Source organism: Nocardioides marmoraquaticus (genome assembly GCF_054777915.1).
The window spans coordinates 139,100-160,340 of the sequence record NZ_BAAHAA010000002.1 but is presented as its reverse complement, the minus strand read 5'-3'; the positions used below and the strand labels follow the sequence as shown (position 1 = coordinate 160,340).

General features: G+C 71.9%; 18 protein-coding genes. 10 read left to right on the top strand and 8 right to left on the bottom strand.

All coding sequences use genetic code 11. The annotated features are described in order from the left end of the window. Positions 1-12: 12 nt before the first annotated feature. The 7 genes from nuoL to ACYU8I_RS02330 all read left to right on the top strand — a co-directional run bounded on the left by nuoL (position 13) and on the right by ACYU8I_RS02330 (position 7,487). Complete coding sequence (gene nuoL, locus ACYU8I_RS02360) at positions 13-1,869, top strand: NADH-quinone oxidoreductase subunit L (protein ID WP_460837223.1); 1,857 nt, start codon at positions 13-15, stop codon at positions 1,867-1,869. Continuing rightward, a complete protein-coding gene (locus tag ACYU8I_RS02355; protein WP_460837021.1) occupies positions 1,866-3,395 on the top strand; it encodes an NADH-quinone oxidoreductase subunit M in 1,530 nt (509 codons plus the stop codon). The genes nuoL and ACYU8I_RS02355 overlap by 4 nt, the downstream gene beginning before the upstream one ends. Then, on the top strand, positions 3,392-4,984 hold the full coding sequence (nuoN, locus tag ACYU8I_RS02350) for an NADH-quinone oxidoreductase subunit NuoN (protein WP_460837019.1): 1,593 nt from the start codon (positions 3,392-3,394) through the stop codon (positions 4,982-4,984). Before ACYU8I_RS02355 ends, nuoN begins: the two co-directional genes overlap by 4 nt. Further along, a complete protein-coding gene (locus ACYU8I_RS02345; protein ID WP_460837017.1) occupies positions 4,981-5,979 on the top strand; it encodes a polyprenyl synthetase family protein in 999 nt (332 codons plus the stop codon). Before nuoN ends, ACYU8I_RS02345 begins: the two co-directional genes overlap by 4 nt. Positions 5,980-6,051: 72 nt before the next feature. Next, on the top strand, positions 6,052-6,603 hold the full coding sequence (locus ACYU8I_RS02340) for a CD225/dispanin family protein (protein WP_460837015.1): 552 nt from the start codon (positions 6,052-6,054) through the stop codon (positions 6,601-6,603). Position 6,604: 1 nt separating this feature from the next. After that, a complete protein-coding gene (locus tag ACYU8I_RS02335) occupies positions 6,605-7,045 on the top strand; it encodes a DUF2752 domain-containing protein (protein WP_460837013.1) in 441 nt (146 codons plus the stop codon). A gap of 73 nt (positions 7,046-7,118) precedes the next feature. After that, complete coding sequence (locus ACYU8I_RS02330) at positions 7,119-7,487, top strand: CD225/dispanin family protein (protein ID WP_460837011.1); 369 nt, start codon at positions 7,119-7,121, stop codon at positions 7,485-7,487. 155 nt (positions 7,488-7,642) lie between these two features. Here ACYU8I_RS02330 and ACYU8I_RS02325 read toward each other — a convergent pair whose 3' ends face one another. The 5 genes from ACYU8I_RS02325 to rarD all read right to left on the bottom strand — a co-directional run bounded on the left by ACYU8I_RS02325 (position 7,643) and on the right by rarD (position 14,706). Beyond that, complete coding sequence (locus tag ACYU8I_RS02325) at positions 7,643-8,596, bottom strand: hypothetical protein (protein ID WP_460837010.1); 954 nt, start codon at positions 8,594-8,596, stop codon at positions 7,643-7,645. 228 nt (positions 8,597-8,824) lie between these two features. Then, positions 8,825-9,121 (bottom strand): hypothetical protein, encoded by a 297-nt coding sequence (locus ACYU8I_RS02320; protein WP_460837008.1) that lies wholly within the window; start codon positions 9,119-9,121, stop codon positions 8,825-8,827. Positions 9,122-9,219: 98 nt separating this feature from the next. Continuing rightward, positions 9,220-11,292, bottom strand: coding sequence for a PhoX family protein (locus ACYU8I_RS02315; protein ID WP_460837005.1), 2,073 nt, complete (start codon positions 11,290-11,292; stop codon positions 9,220-9,222). A 111-nt stretch (positions 11,293-11,403) separates the two neighbouring features. After that, positions 11,404-13,737: an arylsulfatase gene (locus tag ACYU8I_RS02310; RefSeq protein ID WP_460837003.1), complete on the bottom strand. Its 2,334-nt coding sequence runs from the start codon at positions 13,735-13,737 to the stop codon at positions 11,404-11,406. A gap of 48 nt (positions 13,738-13,785) precedes the next feature. Beyond that, entirely contained in the window at positions 13,786-14,706 is a 921-nt protein-coding gene (gene rarD, locus ACYU8I_RS02305) for an EamA family transporter RarD (RefSeq protein ID WP_460837001.1), read from the bottom strand. Between the two features lie 177 nt (positions 14,707-14,883). On the opposite strand from rarD, the gene ACYU8I_RS02300 reads away from it, so the two are divergent. After that, on the top strand, positions 14,884-15,345 hold the full coding sequence (locus ACYU8I_RS02300) for an SRPBCC family protein (protein ID WP_460837000.1): 462 nt from the start codon (positions 14,884-14,886) through the stop codon (positions 15,343-15,345). An 84-nt stretch (positions 15,346-15,429) separates the two neighbouring features. Here the strand turns inward: ACYU8I_RS02300 and ACYU8I_RS02295 are convergent, their stop codons facing one another. The 3 genes from ACYU8I_RS02295 to ACYU8I_RS02285 are packed head-to-tail and all read right to left on the bottom strand — an operon-like array spanning position 15,430 to position 19,019. Continuing rightward, positions 15,430-15,969 (bottom strand): DUF4334 domain-containing protein, encoded by a 540-nt coding sequence (locus tag ACYU8I_RS02295; RefSeq protein WP_460836999.1) that lies wholly within the window; start codon positions 15,967-15,969, stop codon positions 15,430-15,432. 18 nt (positions 15,970-15,987) lie between these two features. Next, positions 15,988-17,058, bottom strand: a complete 1,071-nt coding sequence (locus ACYU8I_RS02290; protein WP_460836995.1) for a 2-oxoacid:ferredoxin oxidoreductase subunit beta — start codon at positions 17,056-17,058, stop codon at positions 15,988-15,990. Continuing rightward, a complete protein-coding gene (locus tag ACYU8I_RS02285) occupies positions 17,055-19,019 on the bottom strand; it encodes a 2-oxoacid:acceptor oxidoreductase subunit alpha (protein ID WP_460836993.1) in 1,965 nt (654 codons plus the stop codon). Before ACYU8I_RS02285 ends, ACYU8I_RS02290 begins: the two co-directional genes overlap by 4 nt. A 300-nt stretch (positions 19,020-19,319) precedes the next feature. Between ACYU8I_RS02285 and ACYU8I_RS02280 the strand changes: the two genes are divergently transcribed. Both ACYU8I_RS02280 and ACYU8I_RS02275 read left to right on the top strand, forming a co-directional pair. Then, positions 19,320-20,237 carry a sulfite exporter TauE/SafE family protein gene (locus ACYU8I_RS02280; protein ID WP_460836988.1) on the top strand — a complete coding sequence of 306 codons (918 nt, stop codon included), beginning with the start codon at positions 19,320-19,322 and terminating at the stop codon, positions 20,235-20,237. 203 nt (positions 20,238-20,440) lie between these two features. Beyond that, positions 20,441-21,241, top strand: coding sequence for an isocitrate lyase/PEP mutase family protein (locus tag ACYU8I_RS02275; RefSeq protein ID WP_460836985.1), 801 nt, complete (start codon positions 20,441-20,443; stop codon positions 21,239-21,241).

The following is a 21,241-nucleotide window of genomic DNA, read 5'->3' as shown; positions in this document are numbered from 1 at the left end:
GCGCTGCCCCTCGTGCTGGTCATCGCCCTGCCGGCGATCGGTGCCGCCGTGCTGCTGCTGGGCGGCCGCCTGACCGACGCCTGGGGGCACCTGCTCGGCACGGCGACCGTCGTGGGCTCCTTCGTGTGCTCGGTGGTGCTCTTCGCCGGGCTGCTCGGGCGTCCGGAGGAGGAGCGGCAGCTCGGCCTGACGCTCTGGACCTGGTTCAGCTCCGGTGACTGGAGCGTCGACCTCGGCCTGCTCTACGACCCGCTCTCGGCGCTGTTCCTGCTGCTGATCACCGGCGTGGGTGCGCTGATCCACGTCTACTCCATCGGATACATGGAGCACGACGAGCGGCGCCGACGCTTCTTCGCCTACCTCAACCTGTTCGTCGCCGCGATGCTGCTGCTCGTGCTCTCCGCCGACTACGTCGGGGTCTTCCTGGGCTGGGAGGGCGTCGGCCTCGCGTCGTACCTGCTGATCGGCTTCTGGCAGTACAAGCCGTCGGCCGCGGCGGCCGCCAAGAAGGCGTTCGTGGTCAACCGCGTCGGCGACATCGGGCTCTCGCTCGGCGTCGCGCTGATCTTCGCGACGTTCCACACCACCTCCTTCGAGGGCGTCAGCGCCCTCGCGGGCGAGGCCTCGGGCGCGACCATGACGGCGATCGGCCTGCTGCTGCTCCTGGCCGCGGCCGGCAAGTCGGCGCAGTTCCCGCTGCAGACCTGGCTGCTCGACGCCATGGAGGGCCCGACCCCCGTGTCGGCGCTGATCCACGCGGCGACGATGGTGACGGCCGGCGTCTACCTCATCGTCCGGTCGCAGTTCGTCTTCGAGTACACCGACGCCGCCCGCACGGCGGTGGCGGTCATCGGCACCATCACGCTGCTGATGGGCGCCTGGATCGGCTGCGCCAAGGACGACATCAAGAAGACCCTGGCCGGCTCCACCATGAGCCAGATCGGCTACATGGTGCTGGCGGCGGGGCTCGGGGTCTACGGCTACGCCTACGCGATCTTCCACCTGATCACCCACGGCTTCTTCAAGGCCAACATGTTCCTCGGGGCCGGGTCGGTGATGCACGGCACCGACGACGACGTCGACATGCGTCACTACGGCGCGCTGCGCGCGGCCATGCCGATCACGTTCGTCACCTTCGCGATGGGCTACCTCGCCATCATCGGCTTCCCGCTGTTCTCGGGCTTCTTCTCCAAGGACAAGATCATCGAGACGGCCCTGGTCGAGAACCCCGTGCTCGGTGTCTGCGCCCTCGTCGGCGCCGGCGTCACCGGCTTCTACATGACCCGGCTCATGCTCATGACGTTCCTCGGCGAGAAGCGCTGGGAGCCGGGCGTGGAGCCGCACGAGTCGCCGCGGACGATGACCTTCCCGCTCGTCGTGCTGGCCGCGCTGTCGGTCTTCGGCGGCGCGATGTACGCCGGCGGCTGGATCAAGCACTTCCTCGAGCCGGTCACCGGCGTCGCGGAGGAGCACGAGCTGCCGGTGCCCGCGATCCTGATCTCGGCGCTGGTCGTGCTCGTGGTGGCCGTCGGCGTCGCGCTCGCCTTCTGGCTCTTCGGTCGGCAGTCGATCCCGCGGGAGGCGCCGACGAAGGTCTCGCCCATCACCCGCGCCGGACGCGCCGAGCTCTACGGCAACGAGGCCAACGAGGTGCTGGTGATCGGCCCCGGGCGCGCCCTGACCCGCGGCCTGGCCGTGGTCGACCGCCAGGTCGTCGACGGTGGTGCGATGGGCACCGCCGGGGCGATCGGCGGGCTGTCGGGGGCCGCGCGCCGCCTGCAGAACGGCTTCGTGCGCTCCTACGCCCTGTCCCTCCTCGGTGGGGCCGCGCTGGTCCTGCTCGCTCTCGTGGTGGTGAACTTCGCATGAGCTCGCTCCCGCTGCTGACCATCCTGCTGCTGGTCCCGATCGTCGGCGCCGCCGTCGTCGCGCTGCTGCCCGCCCGGGCCGCCGCCGGCGCCCCGAAGGTCGTCGCCCTCGGCTTCTCGCTCGTCACCCTCGCCCTCGGCATCGGGCTCGCGGTCGCCTACGACCCGGGCGCCGGAGACCAGTTCGGCGAGGAGGTGGAGTGGATCGGCCTGTTCGGCGCCCACTACGCCCTCGCGCTCGACGGCGTCGGCCTGGCGCTCGTGCTGCTGACCCTGATCCTGACCCCGGTCGTCATGGCCGCGTCGTGGCACGACGGCGACGGGGGCCGCTGGGGCGCCAAGGGCATGTTCGCCTGGATCCTCGCGCTCGAGGGCCTCTCGCTCGGTGTCTTCCTCGCCGTCGACGTGTTCCTCTTCTACGTCTTCTTCGAGGCCACGCTGATCCCGGTCTACTTCCTCGTCGCCGGGTACGGCGGCCCCGACCGGGTCCGTGCCGCGGTGAAGTTCCTGCTCTACTCGCTGGCCGGCGGCCTCGTCATGCTGGCCTCGGTGGTCGGGCTGTACGCCGTCTCCTCCCGCGCGGGCGAGCCGACGTACCTCGTCGCCGAGCTCGCGCAGCTCGACATCGGCACCTGGGCCGGCCGCTGGATGTTCCTGGGGTTCTTCATCGCCTTCGCGATCAAGGCGCCGATGTTCCCGGTGCACACCTGGCTGCCCGACACCACCCAGAACGCCACCCCCGGCACCTCGGTGCTGCTGGTCAGCGTGCTCGACAAGGTCGGCACCTTCGGCATGATCCGGTTCTGCCTCGAGATCTTCCCGGAGGCCTCGCGGTGGGCGACGCCCGTCGTGGTCGGCCTGGCGATCTTCAGCATCCTCTACGGCGCGCTGATGGCGATCGGCTCCGACGACATCATGCGGCTGATCGCCTACACGAGCGTGTCGCACTTCGGCTTCATCGTGCTGGGCATCTTCGTGATGAACAGCCAGGGCCTGTCGGGCGCGAACCTCTACATGTTCAACCACGGCCTCTCGACGGCGATGCTCTTCCTCGTCGGCGGGTTCCTGGTCTCGCGCCGGGGCTCGCAGCGCATTGCCGACTTCGGCGGCGTCGAGAAGGTCGCGCCGGTGCTGGCCGGGTTGTTCCTCGTGGCCGGGCTGTCGTCGTTGGCGCTGCCGGGCCTCTCGCCCTTCGTCTCCGAGCTGCTCGTCATCGTCGGCGCCTTCGTGTGGTCGCCGTGGGCGGGCGCCCTGGCCGTGCTCGGCATCGTGCTGGCCGCGATCTACGTGCTCTGGCTCTACCAGCGCACCATGACCGGTCCGGTGCGCGAGGGGGTCACCGGCATGCGTGACCTCCGCCCGCGCGAGATCGCGGCCGTCGCCCCGCTCGTGGTGCTCATCCTCGTGCTCGGGTTCTACCCGCAGCCGCTGCTCGACGTCATCAACCCGGCGGTCGACGCCACCATGTCGCAGGTCGGCACCTCCGACCCGCAGCCCGCCGTGACCGAAGGGGAGGCCGGTCAGTGACCACCTTCGACGCCCCCACGATCCCGTGGCTGACGCTCTCGCCGCTGCTCCTCGTCTTCGGCGCGGCCGTCGTCGGCGTGCTGCTCGAGGCCTTCGTGCCCCGGGCCTGGCGCTACGCCATGCAGGCGACCCTGGCCGCCGCCGCGATGGTGGCCTCGCTGGTCGCCTCCGTGGTCGTGCTGTCGCGGCTGAGCCCGACCAGCGACGACGTCGAGGTCGGTCGCGTCGTGCTCGACGGCGCCCTGGCCGCCGACGGCCCGGCCGTCTTCAGCTGGGTGCTGCTCAGCGTGCTCGGCCTGCTCAGCGTGATGCTCTTCGCCGAGCGCAAGGTCGAGGCCGGCGTGCTGACCTTCGCCGGCCAGGCCGCAGCGCTGCCCGGCACCGAGGCCGAGCGCGAGGCGTCGACGCGGGGCCTGGCCCACACCGAGGTCTTCCCCCTGGCGCTGTTCGCCATCGGCGGCATGATGCTCTTCCCCGCCGCCAACGACCTGCTGACGATGTTCGTCGCGCTCGAGGTGCTCTCGCTCCCGCTCTACCTGCTGTGCGGGCTGGCGCGCCGTCGCCGCCTGCTCTCGCAGGAGGCCGCGATGAAGTACTTCCTGCTCGGCGCCTTCAGCTCCGGCTTCTTCGTCTACGGCCTGGCCCTCGTCTACGGCTACGCCGGGTCGATGAACTTCGCCCAGATCGCCGCCGCGGTCTCGGCCGACACCAGCAGCCGGCTGCTGCTGCTGGGCGGCATCGCGCTGATGGCGGTCGGGCTGCTGTTCAAGGTCGGCGCCGCCCCGTTCCACGCCTGGACCCCCGACGTCTACCAGGGCGCCCCGACCGCGGTCACCGCGTTCATGGCCGCCGCCACCAAGGTGGCCGCCTTCGGGGCGCTGCTGCGGCTGTTCTACGTCGCCTTTGGCGGCAACCGCACCGACTGGCTGCCCATGGTCTGGGCGGTCGCCATCCTCACCATGGTGGTCGGCTCGGTGCTGGCGGTCAGCCAGAACGACGTCAAGCGGATGCTGGCCTACAGCTCGATCGCCCACGCGGGCTTCATCCTCACCGGCTTCATCGGCATCCGCTCGCTCGGCGAGGTCGCCCCGGGCGGCCTGACCGGCGTCAGCGCGACGCTGTTCTACCTCACCACCTACGGCTTCACGACGATGGCGGCGTTCGCGATCGTCAGCATCGTGCGCGACTCGGGCGGCGAGACCACCCACCTCGCCCGCTGGCAGGGGCTCGGCAAGGAGTCGCCGCTGGTCGCCGGCACCTTCGCCTTCCTGCTGCTCGCCATGGCGGGGATCCCGCTCACCAGCGGCTTCACCGGCAAGTGGGCGGTCTTCGCGGCCGCCATGTCGGCGGGCGCCTGGCCGGTCGTGGTCGTGGCCGTGCTGATGTCGGCCGTGGCGGCGTACTTCTACGTGCGGGTGATCGTGCTGATGTTCTTCTCCGACCCCGTGGCGGAGGGCCCGAGCGTGACCACGCCCAGCCCGCTGACGGCCGGGGTGATCGCCGTCGGCACGATCGTGACGCTGCTGCTCGGCATCGTCCCGGGCGCGCTGATCGACCTGCTGGGCAACGTGGGAGTATTCATCAGGTGAAGCCATCGGCCCTCGCCCTCCCGGTGCTCGACGCCGACCTCGAGGGCCGGTTGCGTCAGCGGTTGGTCCGCGTCGAGGAGGCGCTGCACCACCACGTCGTCTCCGAGGCCGACTTCGTCACGCGCGCGGCCCGACACCTGCTCGAGGCCGGCGGCAAGCGGTTCCGGCCGCTGCTCGTGCTGCTGGCCGCGGAGGCCGGCAAGCACCCCGACGCCGACGAGGTGGTGCTGTCGGCCTGCGTGGTCGAGCTGACCCACCTGGCCTCGCTCTACCACGACGACGTCATGGACGAGGCCGACCTGCGCCGCGGCGCCGAGTCGGCCAACGCCCGCTGGGACAACCACGTCGCGATCCTCACCGGCGACTTCCTGTTCTCCAAGTCCTCCGAGCTGACCGCCGAGCTCGGCGCCGACGCCGTGCGGATCCAGGCTCAGACCTTCACTCGGCTCGTCGAGGGCCAGATCCTCGAGACGCTCGGCCCGGTCGACGGCGCCGACCCCCTCGAGCACCACCTCCGCACGGTCGCGGGCAAGACCGGCTCGCTGATCGCGACCTCCGCCCGCTACGGCGCCCGCTTCGGCGGCGCCACGGTCGAGGTGGAGGGGGCGCTGGCGGCGTACGGCGAGAAGGTCGGGCTGGCCTTCCAGCTCTCCGACGACATCCTCGACATCGCCTCCGAGTCCGAGGAGTCCGGCAAGACCCCCGGCACCGACCTGCGCGAGGGCGTGCCGACGCTGCCGGTGCTGCTCGCCCAGCGCTCCACGGACCCCGACGACGCCCGGCTCCAGGAGCTGCTCGACGGCGACCTCACCGACAGCGGCCCGCACGCCGAGGCGCTCTCGCTGCTGCGCGACCACGCGGCGCTGCGCGAGGCGCGTGACTACGTCGCCGGGCTCGCGGCCGAGGCCAAGCAGCTGCTCGAGGCGCTCGACGAGGGGCCCGTCCGCGAGGCGCTCGAGGCCTTCGCCGACGTGGTCGCCCACCGCACCGCCTGAGACGCCGGACCGCCCGGCCGATCCAGGCTAGGGTCGCTCCCGACCTGCCGCACCCGTCCCGAGAGGCCCGTGATGTCGTCGCAGAACCCGCCGCCGGGCGAGCAGCCGGAGGAGCCCACCTCCGGCTCGTCGGGCGAGCAGCCCTCCCCGCCGCCGCAGGACCCCTACGGTCAGCAGCCGCCGTCGTACGGCCAGGACCCCTACGGCCAGCAGCCGCCGGCGTACGGCCAGGACCCGTACGGCCAGCAGGGGTACGGCCAGCAGCAGGGCTACGGCTACGCGCAGCAGGGCTACGGCCAGCCGGGATACGGCCAGCAGGGGTACGGGCAGCCGGCGTACGGCGCCCCGGGCTACGGCCCGCCGATGGGCGCGCCGCCGGAGAACTACCTGGTCTGGGCGATCCTGTCGACGGTGCTGTGCTGCCTGCCGCTCGGCATCGTCTCGATCGTCTACTCCTCGCAGGTCAACTCGAAGTGGGCGATGGGTGACGTGGCCGGCGCGCACGAGTCCGCCCGCAAGGCCAAGCTGTGGGCGATCTGGTCGGCCGCGGTGCTCGGCGTCCTCGTCGTCCTCTACATCGTGTTCGTGGTCGTGGCGATCGGCATCGGCGCGAGCTCGGCCTGACGTGACGACCCTGCAGCACAGCAGCGCCGGCGCCGGGACGACGGGGCCCCGCCGCTGGGCGCTGCCCGCTGCCGTGCTGGGCGCGGTGGGGTCCGCCGCGACGGTGCTCCACACGGTCGATCCCTACGAGGCCGGGCACTACCCGACCTGCCCCTTGCTGATGCTGACCGGCTGGTGGTGCCCCGGTTGCGGCGCGCTGCGCGGCACCCACGACCTGCTGCACGGCGACGTCGCCGGCACCGCCGCCCGCAACCCGCTGCTGCTGCTCGCCGTGCCCTACCTGGTGCTCGCCCTCGGCGCCTGGCTGCTGCGACGTACCGGCCGTCGCGTGCCGAGCACCACCAGCGCCCCGCCCTGGGTGATCTGGGGGGTGCTCGCGGTCGTCGTCGTCTTCGGGGTGCTGCGCAACGTGCCGGGGTTCACCTGGTTGTCCCCCGCCTGAGGCCCTCTTCCCGCTAGCCTGCGACTTCCGCGCGACCCGTCCGGGTGGAGCGCGTCGAAGAAGGGGGATCACCATGTCCGACACCAACCCGCCGCAGCCTCCGGGCGGCGGCTACGGTTCCGCCCCGCCTCCCGGCGGCGGCTACGGCGGCTACGGCGGTCCGCCGGCCGGCGGCCAGCCCCCGCCCAACCACCTCGTCTGGGCGATCCTGTCCACGATCTTCTGCTGCCTGCCGCTCGGCGTGGCCTCGATCGTCTTCGCCGCCCAGGTCAACGGCAAGTACGCCAGCGGTGACGTCGCCGGCGCCCAGCAGTCCTCGGAGAAGGCCCGCAAGTTCGCCCTCTGGTCGACCATCGCCGGCGTCGTCGTCCTGGTCATCTACATCATCCTGATCGCGGTCGGTGCCGCGTCGTTCCAGGTCAACACCTCCACGTCGCCCTGACCCCGCACCCGCCTCACCGAACGCCTCCCCGGCCCCGCCGGGGAGGCGTTCGTGCGTCTGGGGCAGGGGGGGCAAAGTCACTGGTGAACCAGTGACTTTGTCGCTGAGCCAGGATTGCTTGCCGCGTTCAGCGTCAGACTTCGTGGCTCAGCAGCTCAGGATGCGCGGGGCGCGTGGATCTGTAGCATCCGTTGGGTGCGGGCGCCGATCTTCCCCGGAACGTAGAGCTCGCCGTAGTCGTAGCGGATCATCCCGTAGCCCGTGGCCTCGCGCAGCATGTCCTCGCGCAGCTTTTCCGACACCATGGCGGCGCTGACCTGCTCGGGTGTGGGGTTGGGCCCGAGGAGGCGGCCGTACTTCCATCGCCCGTCGGCCTCGCCGAGCAGGCGGTGCTCGGGCCAGGCGAAGTCGACGATCGCGACGAGCTCACCGTCGATCCACACCTCCCACTGCAGCTCCGGCTCGGGGAGGTGCGAGCGCCACATGGCGTAGCGGCACCGCGTCTCGAAGACCGTGGTCCCACCCGCACGCGCCAGCCGTACGACGAGCTGCAGCCGGCGGGCGAACGGGTTGCCCGCCACTGCGCGGTAGCCGTCCCACAGCCGACCGACGGCGTCGGGGTTCCTGGACAGGAAGGAGTCGGCGACCACGAGGCCGCCCTCCACGCCGAACTGCGTCGCCGCGCCCAGCGTGGCCGTCAGCTCGTCGGCCACCAGGAACTCGCCTCTGCGCTCGACCTGGGACGGTCCCCATGCGGGCACGTGGTGCTGCACCCCCGCCTCGATGCGTCCGGTCCTGCCGTCGAGCCTGGTCACGTGCACGGTCGAGTAGTCAGGATCCAGGACGGACAACCCGGCGGCCACGGCTGCTGAGGTGTGACTGAGCATCACGCGATCGCCGTGCTGGAGCATCACGACGGCACAGACCATGAGGTAGCGCTCGCGGGCGTCGGCCGCCTCCCACGCCTCCCGCGACACGTAGCCGCCGTACCGCGGTCGGACGATGGACCCGGCCCGCAAGGCACGCAGGTCGCGGTCGGCGTACCCCGCTGCGATCGCCTCGCGGCGCAGGAAGACGGTGTCGCGGTGGAGGTGGAAGAGGTCGTCCATGGCCCGATCGTCGGCCGGCGTACGGCTCCTTGGCGTCGCCGCGCGAGATCTGTGGACGAAGGCGCTCCGGGAGCAGCCTGTGGACGCTCATGGGGCTGCCCAGCGCGTCACTGAGCCACGAAGTCTGACGCTGAGCCACGGTTGTTTGCCGCGTCCAGTGGCAAAGTCACTGGTGAGCCAGTGACTTTGCCCGTGCTGAGCCCAAGCCACCAGCGCCCGACAGCGGCGTCAGGCGCGGAAGTGGTGGGTGCGGCCGGCGAGGGTGAGGAAGCTGCGGGTGCCGCCGCGGGTGGGGGCGTGCCAGAAGCAGCGGGGGGAGTCGCGGCGGGGACACGGGCGCAGCGAGCGCTCGAACCCGTCGGGGCACTCCAACCGCGCGCGGACGGCGGCGTCGGACTTGCTGACGTGGCACCGGCCGTGGTCGTGCACGCGCACGGTGGCGGTGAAGGAGTCGTGGGTGTCGGCCGCGAGCGCCGGGGCGGGGAGCAGCAGCAGGACGAGCAGGAGCAGCAGGCGGGAGGTCATGGGGACGACCGTGGCCGCTCGCCCCGTCGTACGACGGGACGAGCGGCCAGGCTGTGGAGAACGTGTTCCCGGACCGCCCTGTGGACGGCCGCGGTGCGTCAGGCGCGGTAGGTGACCACGACCGAGGGGCGTGGGAAGCCGCCGGTGGGCCAGGTGGAGGCCGGCGTCTCGAAGGTGGCGCCGTCCTTCTCGCCGGGGTGCTGCACGGCGACCCACACCGAGCGCTGGTCGTCGGAGATCAGCGGCCCGCAGGTCTCGGCGCCCACGGGCACCGTGAGGAACTGCTCGACGTGGCCGCGCTGCGAGCCCCGCGTCGGCACCCGGAAGAGGCCGTCGTTGGAGCCGAGCTGGTTGCCGTCGGTCGAGACCCAGACGTTGCCCCGCTTGTCGAAGGCCAGGTTGTCGGGGCAGCTGATCGGGCTGACGAGCTGCTTGGGGTAGCCCGAGAAGTAGGTCTCCGGCGCGTTCGGGTCGCCGCAGACGAGCAGCAGCGTCCAGGTGAAGGTCTCCGAGGCGTGGTCGCCTCGGGTGGGCGTCCACTCCAGGACGTAGCCGTTGCGGTTGCCCGCCTTGGGTGCCAGGCCGGCGTCGAGGCTGGCGCGGGTGCGGCTGCTGCCGACCGGGTTGGCCTCGTCGACCGGGTACTTCACGCCACGGTCGGAGTTGTTGGTCAGCGCGGCGTACACCTTGCCCGTGACCGGGTTGGGCTCGACGTCCTCGGGCCGGTCCATCTTGGTCGGGCCCATCGTGTCGGCCGCGAGCCGGGTGTCGATCAGCACGTCGGCGAGGCTCATGCCGGGCACGAACGACCGCTTGTCGGTGGCGAGCTTGATCCACCGGCCGGTGCCGTCGTACGGCGCCGCGTCCGGGCTGTCGCCGGTGAACTTCGCGACGTACAGCGTGCCGGTCTGGAGCAGCGTCAGGTTGTGGCGGCGGGCCGCGCGCGAGCTGCCGCGCTTCATCTTCTTGGCCGAGACGAACTTGTAGATGTAGTCGCCGCGCTCGTCGTCACCCATGTACGCCACCGCGCGGCCGTCCCGGGTGAGGGCGACGTTGGCGCCCTCGTGCTTGAAGCGGCCCAGCATCGTGTGCTTCTGCGGGGTCGAGCCCGGGTCGTAGGGGTCGACCTCGACGATCCAGCCGAAGCGGAACGGCTCGTGCGGCTCCTTCGACAGGTCGAAGCGCTCGTCGACGGTGCCCCAGCCGCGGGTGCCCGTGCCGGTGATGCCGTAGCGCGCGTACGACGCGGCGTAGCGGCTGTCGAGCCCGCTGCCCACGTCGAAGTACTGGTTGAAGTTCTCCTCGCCCGACAGCACCGTGCCCCACGGGGTGGTACCGCCGGCGCAGTTGTTGAGGGTGCCGTAGACGGTGCGGCCCTTCGGGTCGGCCGAGGTGGTGACCCGCTCGGTGCCGGCGACCGGGCCGGTGAGGCGGAAGGCGGTGCGGGTGGTCAGCCGGCGGTTGCGGGTCGTGCGCCGCACCGGCACCTGCACCCAGGAGCCCGCGCGACGACCGCGCTGGACCTCGACGACCGACATGCCGTGCGAGACCATCGCGACCTGCTTGACGGTCTCGGCGTCGTACTTCCCGGTGGGGAACATGATGTTCTCGTTGGTGTACTCGTGGTTGCACACCAGCAGCGCGCGGTTGCGGCTGAGCGGCAGCACGCCGACGTAGTCGTTGTTGTAGCCGAACTGCTCGGCCGCGGTGTCGGCCGTCTGGGCGTTCACGTCGAACGCCTTGGCCCTGCGCGTCACCGGGTCGCCCCAGCTGATGACGACGTCGCTGCGGTAGCCGCGCGGCGAGGTGACGGCGTCGATGTTGTTGGGCGGTACGACGGCGAACGAGTCACGGCCGACGTCGGAGCTGCGGCCGCGGCCCGGCTTCGGCCTGCGGGCCTCGACGGGGGCCACGGGCGCCGCGGCCGCCGGGGCGCCGGACGCGAGACCGGTGACGGCGAGCGCACCGAGGCCGACGCCGCCGGCCTTGAGCAGCGAGCGGCGCTGCAGCGCGTGCTCGACCACCTCGTGGAAGTCCTGGTTGCCGGACTCGTTCGGCATCGGCTGGAAGCAGGCGTCGGCGCAGCGGAATTTGCAGGTCATCGCGCTGCGCGAGCCGTGGGGGCCCTGGGCGTGCGCGGGGAGGAGCGGGAGCAGGGTGGGCTGGGTCATCACGTCTCCGGGTCGGGCGGCTGGTCGACAGGAGCCAACCCAGTCCGGCCTACGACGTGGTGGAGCCTGCGTGAACGGCAGGCGAACGCGCGCGGAGCGCCCGACCCCGCCTCAGTCGGCCTGCCTGGCGCGCACGTGGGCGGCGTCGCCGGGGGACAGCGGCGTACCCGGGGCGAGGTCGACGGTGACGCGGAGGATCTCGGCGGTGAAGGCGTTGCGCAGCGGGAGGTAGTCGTCGACGACGGGGCTGCCGCGGTCGATGCCGACGTTGAAGGTCTCGTCGAAGGCGAAGTAGTAGGCCGTGGTGGCCTCGACGCGGCCGGAGGCGACCTGGGTGCCGTCGAGCAGGATCCGGGCGAGCCCACCGCTGCCGGGCGGCCCGCCGTCGTAGGTGAAGTCGAGCACCACCTCGTGCTCGCCGGGCCACATCACCGGCTCGGCGTTGATGACGGTGAGGTCCTTGCCGTAGCGGTTGTAGGCGTAGCGGAGGTGCCCGTCGACGGCGTACAGCGACCACCCACCGAAGCGCCCGCCCTGGGCCACGAGCACGCCGTTGAGCGACTGCGGCGGGACGCTGGACGGCTGGTCGACGTCGACGGTGAGCCGGAAGGAGCGGTTCTTGACGTTGGGCGCGGCCTCTTCGCTGAGCCGCGCGGTGTGGGGGCCGAGCACCATCCGGGTGCGGCCGTGGTGCAGGTCGTAGCGGCCGGCGAGCTCGGGGTTCTCGCGCTCGGTGACGCGGTCGTCGAGCGGGAAGACGTGGTACCTCGTCGCCTCGACCTGGAACAGCGAGCGCAGCACCTCGAGACGCGACGGGTCGTCGGCGCTGAGGTCGCGCGACTGCGCCCAGTCGTGCCGGGTGTCGTAGAGCTCCCAGGTGTCGTCGTCGAAGGGCCGCGGCTCCTCGGTCATCTTCCAGGGCACGCCGTGACGGGTCGAGGCGGTCCAGCCGTCGTGGTAGATGCCGCGGTTGCCGACCATCTCGAAGTACTGCGTGCGGCGCCGCTCATCGGCCTCGGGGTCGTCGAAGCTGTACTGCATCGAGGTGCCCTCGAACGGCTGCTGGCGCCAGCCGTCGACGGTGACCGGCAGCGGGACCCCCACGGCCTCGCAGATGGTGGGCAGCACGTCGATGACGTGGTGGAACTGGTGGCGCACCTCGCCACGCGCCTCGATCCCGCGCGGCCAGTGCACGACCAGCCCGTCGCGGGTGCCGCCGAAGTGCGAGGCGACCTGCTTGGTCCACTGGTACGGCGTGTTCATCGCCACCGCCCAGCCCACGGGATACATGGCGTACGTCGTCGGGCCGCCGATCTCGTCGAGCCGGGCGGCCATGTCGTCCACGTCGTCGGCGATGCCGTGACCGACGAGGTGCTCCCGCAGGGTGCCCTCCGTGCCGCCCTCGCCGGAGGCGCCGTTGTCGCCGAGGAGGTAGTAGACGATCGTGTCGTCGAGCACGCCGAGCTCGTCGAGGGTGTCGACGAGGCGACCGACCTGACGGTCGGCGTGCTCGGCGAAGCCGGCGTACGTCTCCATCAGGCGGATCGCGACCCGGCGCCCGGCGTCGTCGAGCTCGTCCCAGTGCGGCACGCCGTCGGCCCACGGGCCGAGCACGGTCTCCGGGGGTACGACGCCCAGCTCCTTCTGGCGGGTCAGGATCTCCTCGCGCATGGCGTCCCAGCCGGCGTCGAAGCGGCCCTCGTAGCGCTCGATCCACTCGGGCGCGACGTGGAAGGGCGCGTGGGTCGCGCCGAGCGCGAGGTAGGTGAAGAACGGCCGGTCGGGGGTCAGCGACTGCTGGCTGCGCACCCAGGCGACGGCGTGGTCGACGAGGTCCTCGGTGAGGTGGTAGCCCTCCTCGGGCGTGCGGGTGGGCTCGACCGGCGTCGTGCCGGAGTAGAGCTGGGGGTACCAGTGGTTCATCTCGGCACCCATGAAGCCGTAGAAGGTGTCGAAGCCCTCGCCGGTCGGCCAGCGGGTGAAGGGTCCCGCCGAGGTCACCTCGACCGGGGGCGTCTGGTGCCACTTGCCGAAGGCGGCCGTGCTCCAGCCGTTGCCCTTGAGCACCTGCGCCAGCGTCGCGGCGGTGAGCGGCCGGAAGCCGTGGTAGCCGGGGTGGCTGGTGGCCATCTCGGACGTCACGCCCATGCCGACGGAGTGGTGGTTGCGCCCGGTCATCAGCGCCTGGCGCGTCGGCGAGCAGAGCGCGGTCACGTGGAAGCGGCTGTAGCGCAGGCCGTCGGCGGCGAGCCGCTCGGCGGTCGGCATCTGGCACGGGCCGCCGTAGACGCTGGAGGCGCCGAAGCCCATGTCGTCGACCACGACCACCACGACGTTGGGTGCGCCCTCGGGGGGCTGCACGGGCAGCACGGGGAGGCCGGCCGCGTCGAGGGGCAGGTGGCGGCGGTCGGGGGCCCCCTCGGTGCGGGTCATGCGCTCGGTCACCGCTGCATGGTGGACCCCACCGGCCTCACGACCCAAGCAGGCACGCGGCTAGCGGGGGGTCGCGTCGGCCATCAGCCGCAGCTGTCGGCGACGGTGGCGCAGCGCCTCGCCGGTGAAGACGGCCAGTGCCACCCACACCATGACGAAGCCGACCCACTTGACGGCCGTCATCTCCTCGTCGAAGACCACGAGGCCGAGGACGAACTGGATCGTCGGGGCGAGGTACTGCAGCAGCCCGATCGCGACCAGCGAGATCCGGATGGCGGCTGCGCCGAAGCAGATCAGCGGCACCGCGGTCACCAGCCCGGTGCCGGCGAGCAGCACGGCGTGGCCGGCGCCCTCGGTGGCGAAGGTGCCGTCGCCGACCGCGGCGAGGTGGACGAGGTATCCGACGGCGATCGGCGCCAGCACCGCGGTCTCGTAGGTCAGGCTCTCGACCGCCCCCACCCCGGCCTGCTTCTTCAGCAGGCCGTACGTCGCGAACGAGCCGGCCAGCAGCAGCGCCACCCACGGCGGGTGGCCGTAGTCGACGGTCAGCACGAGCACGGCCGCGACGGCCAGCCCCAGCGCCGCCCACTGCGGGGCGCGCAGCCGCTCCTTGAGCACCACGACGCCGAGCAGCACGGTGACGAGCGGGTTGATGAAGTAGCCGAGCGACACCTCCACCACCCGGCCGGCGTTGACGCCGTAGATGAAGCCGCCCCAGTTGAAGGAGATGACGACTGCTGCGACCCCCAGCAGCAGGGCCGTGCGCGAGGTCGTGACGATCGCCCGCAGCTGCCGGGTGCGACGCAGCACGACGACGAGCACCGCCATGGTCACCACGGACCAGGCGACGCGGTGGGCGAGGATCTCGACCGCCCTCGAGGGCTCGAGCAGCGGCCAGTAGAGCGGGAAGAGGCCCCACATCGCGTACGCCGCCGCGCCGTACGCGAGTCCCTTGCTGCTCTCGCTCCGCGGCTCCGTCACGTCAGGAGCGTACGCCGCTGACGCTCCTGACTGCTCGTAGGGTCCGGCGCGGTCGCTCGTCGGGCGACTGGCAGCTCGACGAGCTCGCGAGGCGCGGTCCAGCAGCCACGCGGGGGCGGTCGGCTCGTCGGGGCGAACTGCCAGTCATCCGACGGCGCGCCGCTCTAGAGTGCCGCCATGAGCAGCTACGAGGTCGAGCGCAGCGCGGTGGTCGGAGCGAGCCCGGAGCGGGTGCACGCCCTCGTGGCCGACCTACGGGCGTGGGAGCAGTGGTCGCCGTGGGCCGACCTCGACCCCGCGATGCAGCAGGAGTACTCCGGCCCGCCCTCCGGCGTCGGCGCCCGGCACTCCTGGTCGGGCAACCGCAAGGCCGGCCAGGGCCGCATGGAGGTCACCGGCGACCGCCCCGACCAGGTCGACCTCGACCTGCAGTTCGACAAGCCGTTCCGCAGCCGCAGCGCGGTCAGCTTCCTGCTGCGCCCGGTCGACGACGGCACCCACGTCACCTGGCGCATGACCGGCGAGCAGCACGGCGTCGCCGCCCTCGTCGGCAAGGTCCTGCCGATGGACAAGCTCCTCGGCAAGGACTTCGAGAAGGGCCTCGCCCGCCTCCGCGCCGCCGCCGAGTCCCCCGCCTGAGCCCGCTCGGGGACCTCGTCGCAGGACGGGGCGTCGACCCTCCTCGACCACCGAGCCCGGGCGGGGCTCAGGGCTCGCGCGGGCTCAGGGCTCGCGACGCAGGACGAAGCAGAACGGCCGGGACATGGCGCGTAGGTCCATGACGCCGAGCAGGGTGTCGTCGTCGACGAGGCGGAAGTGGTCGTTGATGGGCAGGGCGTCGTAGGACATCGTGGCGGAGACGACGCCGCGGTGCTCCATCATCCGGAGCCGGGCCCTGGGCTTGCGGGTGGTGGCGGCTCGCAGCGAGCGTCGCGCGACGGCGGCGACCCGGGGCCCGCGCAGCCGCGGGCCGTGCTGGTCGACGAGTCCCATCGGGACCAGCGCCGGGTTGACCGCGAACCGGCCACGGTCGTCGGCGAAGACGAGCGGGTGCGCCTCGTCAGGAGCGTCGAAGCGCTTGCCGTGCCAGCCGTAGGCCTCGAGCAGGCCGTCCATCGGGTGGCCCGTCTCGAGCCCGCTGCCGACCCACGCGCCCAGCGCCTGCTCGACGGTGACGGGCGGGAGGGCGTCGTACAGCGCGAGCGCCTCGTCGAGCAGGGTGCCGGTGCGCTGCAGCGCGGCGAGGTGCTCGGTAGCGGTCACGTGGCGGTCACGAGGCGCTCAGGCCACGGTCCAGGTGTCGGCGCCGTTGAGCAGCTGCGACAGCGCGGCCCTGCGGTCGACCTGCTCGCCGCCGGTGGCGGTGCGGAGCTGGTCGCGCGCCTGGTCGTCGTACGTCGCTCGCGGCACGGCCCGGAAGACGCCGATCGGCGACTGGTGCAGGACGCCCGCGTCGGTGAGCCTGCTGATGGCGAAGGCCTGCGTGGGGTCGTCGAGGGTGGCGTCGTGGACGACGAGCTGCGACTCGTTGTCGGGGGTCACGTCGACCACCTCGACGCCGCCGCCGGCGGTGCGCACCAGGCCCTTGGAGCCGCCGGCGCCGAAGCGGATCGGCTCTCCCTGGACGAGCGGGATGATCGCGTCGGCCTTGGTGTCGGGCGACTTGATGGCGTCGAAGGCGCCGTCGTTGAAGATCGGGCAGTTCTGGTAGATCTCGACCAGGGAGGTGCCGCGGTGGGCGGCGGCGGCCTCGAGCACCGAGGTGAGGTGCTTGCGGTCGGAGTCGATGGTGCGGGCCACGAAGGTCGCCTCGGCGCCGAGCGCCAGCGAGACCGGGTTGAACGGGTGGTCGACCGAGCCGGACGGGGTCGACTTGGTGACCTTGCCGGGCTCGGAGGTGGGGGAGTACTGACCCTTGGTCAGGCCGTAGATGCGGTTGTTGAACAGCAGGATCGTCATGTTGACGTTGCGCCGCATCGCGTGGACGAGATGGTTGCCGCCGATCGAGAGCGCGTCGCCGTCACCGGTCACGACCCAGACCGAGAGGTCCTCGCGCGCCGTCGCGAGCCCGGTGGCGATCGCCGGGGCGCGACCGTGGATGGAGTGCATCCCGTAGGTCTCGAGGTAGTAGGGGAACCGCGAGGAGCATCCGATGCCCGAGACGAACACGATGTTCTCCCGGCGCAGGCCGAGGTCGGGCAGGAAGGACTGCACGGCCTTGAGCACGGCGTAGTCGCCGCAGCCGGGGCACCAGCGCACCTCCTGGTCGGAGGTGAAGTCCTTGCCGGTCTGCTTCTCGTCGGTGGTGGGCACGCCCTGCGTGCCGAGGAAGGGGAGCTCGACGGCGGTCATCGCACGGACTCCTTCGTCTCGATGGGGGCGGTCGGGGTGTCGGAGGCGGAGGCCTCGGCGACGTCGTCGAGGGTCGCGGCCTCCGGGTCGGTGCTGCGCACCAGGTCACCGATTGCCTCGGCGAGCTCGGCGGCCTTCAGCGGCAGCCCGCGGACCTGGTTGTAGCCCACGGCGTCGACGAGGTACTTGGCCCGGACGAGCATCGAGAGCTGGCCGAGGTTCATCTCGGGCACCAGCACGGCGTCGTAGCCCTTGACGATCTCGCCGAGGTCGTTCGGGAAGGGGTTGAGGTGGCGCAGGTGCACCTGGGCGACGTCCATGCCGGCCCGGCGGACCCGGCGGCAGGCCGCGCCGATGGGGCCGTACGTCGACCCCCAGCCGAGCACCAGGACCTTCGCACGGCCCGACGGGTCGTCGACCTCGAGCGGGGGCAGCGAGTCGGCGATCCGGTCGATCTTCGCCTGGCGGATCCGGACCATGTAGTCGTGGTTGCCGGGGTCGTAGGCGATGTTGCCGTGGCCGTCGCCCTTCTCGAGACCGCCGATGCGGTGCTCGAGGCCCTTCGTGCCGGGAACCGCCCAGGGTCGGGCCAGGGTGTCGTCGTCGCGCAGGTAGGGCCAGAAGTCGGCGGTCTCGCTGCCGTCCTTGCCGACCGTCACGTGGTTGGTCTCGGTGGCGAAGGCCGGGTCGATGGCCGGCAGGTCGTCGACGTCGGGGATGTGCCACGGCTCGGAGCCGTTGGCGAGCATGCCGTCGGAGAGCAGGAAGACCGGGGTGCGGTAGGTGACCGCGATCCGCACGGCCTCGACCGCGGCGTCGAAGCAGTCGCCCGGCGACTGCGGCGCGACGACCGGCACGGGCGACTCGCCGTTGCGACCGAACATCGCCTGCAGCAGGTCGGCCTGCTCGGTCTTGGTCGGCAGGCCGGTCGACGGACCGCCGCGCTGCACGTCGATCACCACGAGCGGCAGCTCGGTCATCACGGCCAGGCCGATGGTCTCGGACTTCAGCGCGACGCCGGGGCCCGAGGTGCTGGTGACGCCGAGCGCACCGCCGAACGATGCGCCCAGCGCGGCACCCACGCCGGCGATCTCGTCCTCGGCCTGGAAGGTCGTGACGCCGAAGCGCTTGTGCTTGCTCAGCTCGTGGAGGATGTCGGACGCCGGGGTGATCGGGTAGGTGCCGAGGAAGACCTCGAGGCCCGACGCGACGCCGCCGGCCACCACGCCGTACGCCAGCGCGAGGTTGCCGGTGATGTTGCGGTAGGTGCCGGTCGGCATGGGCGCCGGCTTGATCTCGTAGCGCACGGCGAACGACTCGGTCGTCTCGCCGAAGTTCCAGCCGGCGCGGAAGGCGGTGACGTTGGCGTCGCGCACCGCCGGCAGCTTGGCGAAGCGCTTCTCGAGGAACTCGATGGTGGTCTCGGTCGGCCGGCCGTACATCCACGACAGCAGACCGAGGGCGAACATGTTCTTGGCCCGGCTGGCGTCCTTGCGCGACAGGCCGAACTCCTTGACCGCCTCGACGGTCATGCCGGTCAGGTCGACGACGCTCAGCGCGTAGTCGTCGAGCGAGCCGTCCTCGAGCGGGTTCTCGGCGTAACCGGCCTTGGTGAGGTTGCGGCCGGTGAAGTCGTGGCCGTCGACGATGACCGTGGTGCCCGCCTTCATGTCGGGCAGGTTGGCCTTGAGCGCCGCGGGGTTCATCGCCACCAGCACGTCGGGGGCGTCGCCCGGCGTGAGGATGTCGTGGTCGGCGAAGTGCACCTGGAACGACGAGACGCCCGGCAGCGTGCCCTGGGGCGCGCGGATCTCGGCGGGGAAGTTGGGCAGCGTCGACAGGTCGTTGCCGAACGCGGCCGACTCCTGCGTGAACCGGTCACCGGTCAGCTGCATGCCGTCGCCGGAGTCGCCGGCGAAGCGGATGATGACGCGGTCGAGCTGCTTGATCTCGGCGCTCATGCGTGTGGATCCCTCATTCTGGTCGACTGCGGCGCGGGCGTCGGGTCCGTCCGGCGAGGACGGTCCGGGGGCTGCAACGCACCGACCGTCCACGATAGTCCGCGCCTCGGACGCAGCGGACCCGTCGCCGCAGCGCGAGACCGTCGTACGGCGTGAGGTCGGTCACCCGTCGCGGCCCGGGCGCGGCGCAGTGGTCTAGGAACGGCGTGTCCACCGCTCGGATCGTGTTGCGCGAGTCCATAGTTCTCATTAACTTCACCGTCTTAGCCCACTTAAACGACTCCTGATCGGTGCTCCCGCATGCGCACTCTCGTCCTCCTGGCCCTGGTCGGCCTCGGAGCCCAGCTCGTCGACGGCAGCCTCGGCATGGCCTACGGCGTGACCTCGACGACCCTGCTCCTGGCCATCGGCACGAACCCCGCTGCCGCGTCGGCCACCGTCCACCTCGCCGAGATCGGCACCACGCTCGTCTCGGGCATCTCGCACTGGCGCTTCGGCAACGTCGACTGGGGCGTCGTGCTCAAGATCGGCGTCCCCGGTGCCGTCGGCGCCTTCGCCGGTGCGACCTTCCTGTCGTCGCTGTCGACCGAGACCGCCGCCCCCGTCATGGCGCTGATCCTCTTGGCGCTCGGCGTCTACGTCTTCACCCGCTTCACCGCCTTCGGCCTGCCCAAGACCAACCTCGGCAAGCCGCTGGGCAAGCGCTTCCTGGCGCCTCTCGGCCTCGTCGCCGGGTTCGTCGACTCCACGGGTGGCGGTGGCTGGGGCCCCGTGGGCACCCCCGCCATCCTGGCCAGCGGCCGCCTCGAGCCTCGCAAGACCATCGGCTCGATCGACACCAGCGAGTTCCTCATCGCCGTCGCCGCCAGCCTCGGCTTCCTGGTCGGCCTCGGCTCGCAGGGCGTCAACTACACCTGGGCGCTCGCGCTGCTCATCGGTGGCGTCATCGCCGCGCCGATCGCCGCCTGGCTGGTGCGTCACATCCCGCCGCGCGTCCTCGGCTCGGCCGTCGGTGGTCTGATCATCCTCACCAACAGCCGCACCCTCATGAAGAGCGACTGGATCGCCGCCGGCGACGGCACCCGCTACGCCGTCTACGCCGTGATCTTCGCCGTCTGGGCCGCCGCCGTCGTCTACTCGGTCGGCCAGTACCGCAAGAACCGCGACGAGGAGAAGCAGATCGTCGCCGAGGCCGAGGCGCTCGCCGAGACCCACTGACCTCACCCGTTCGTCCCCACGGGGCGCCGACCCTTCCCGGTCGGCGCCCCGTGGTGCGTCTCGAGGCGGGCGCGAAATCCCCGGTCGACCGGGGAATTCGTCACCTGTGGCCCGAGATCACGGCCCACAACTGAGGAAACAGGTGCACCAGTCCGCCGTACGCCGCCCGCGTCCGCACCCGCCGTACGGGGAACTGGCGGCCCATGAGCGCCACCGCCGACGACAACCACGCCACCGCCGACGCCGCGGCCGAGCTGCTGCGGCTGCACACCGACCCGACGCTGCTGACCGTCGTCAACGTCTGGGACTGCATCAGCGCCACGGTCGTCGCCGACACCCCGGGCACCGCGGCCCTGGCGACGGCGAGCCACTCCATCGCGGCGTCGCTGGGCTACGAGGACGGCGAGAACATCCCGGTCGACCTCATGGTCGAGGCGGTCGGCCGGATCGTGGCGAGCACCACGCTGCCCGTGACCGCCGACCTGGAGGGCGGGTACGGCGACCCGGCCGAGACCGTCCGCAAGGCCATCGGGGTCGGCGTCGTCGGCTGCAACCTCGAGGACCAGCTGCGTCCGCTCGACGAGGCGGTGCGCCACGTCGAGGCCGTGCTCGACGCCGCGGCGTCGGAGGGCGTGCCCGACTTCGTGCTCAACGCCCGCACCGACGCCCTCGTCAGGGCGGGCGACCGCGCCCGCGACGACGTCCTGGCCGACGCGGTCGAGCGCGGCCGGGCCTACCTCGACGCCGGGGCGCCGTGCGTCTTCGTGCCCGGCAAGGTCGACGAGGGCGAGGTCGAGCGGCTCGTCGAGGCGTTCGGGCCGCAGCGCCTGACGCTGATCGGCGTGCCCGGCGTCCCACCGCTCGCGCGGCTCGAGGAGCTGGGCGTCGCGCGGGTGTCGTACGGCCCCTACTCCCAGCGGGTCGCCCTGACCGCGCTGCAGCGCCTCGTCGAGGACGTCCACGCCGGCGGCGGGCTGCCCGACGAGGTGCGACCGCTCAACTGA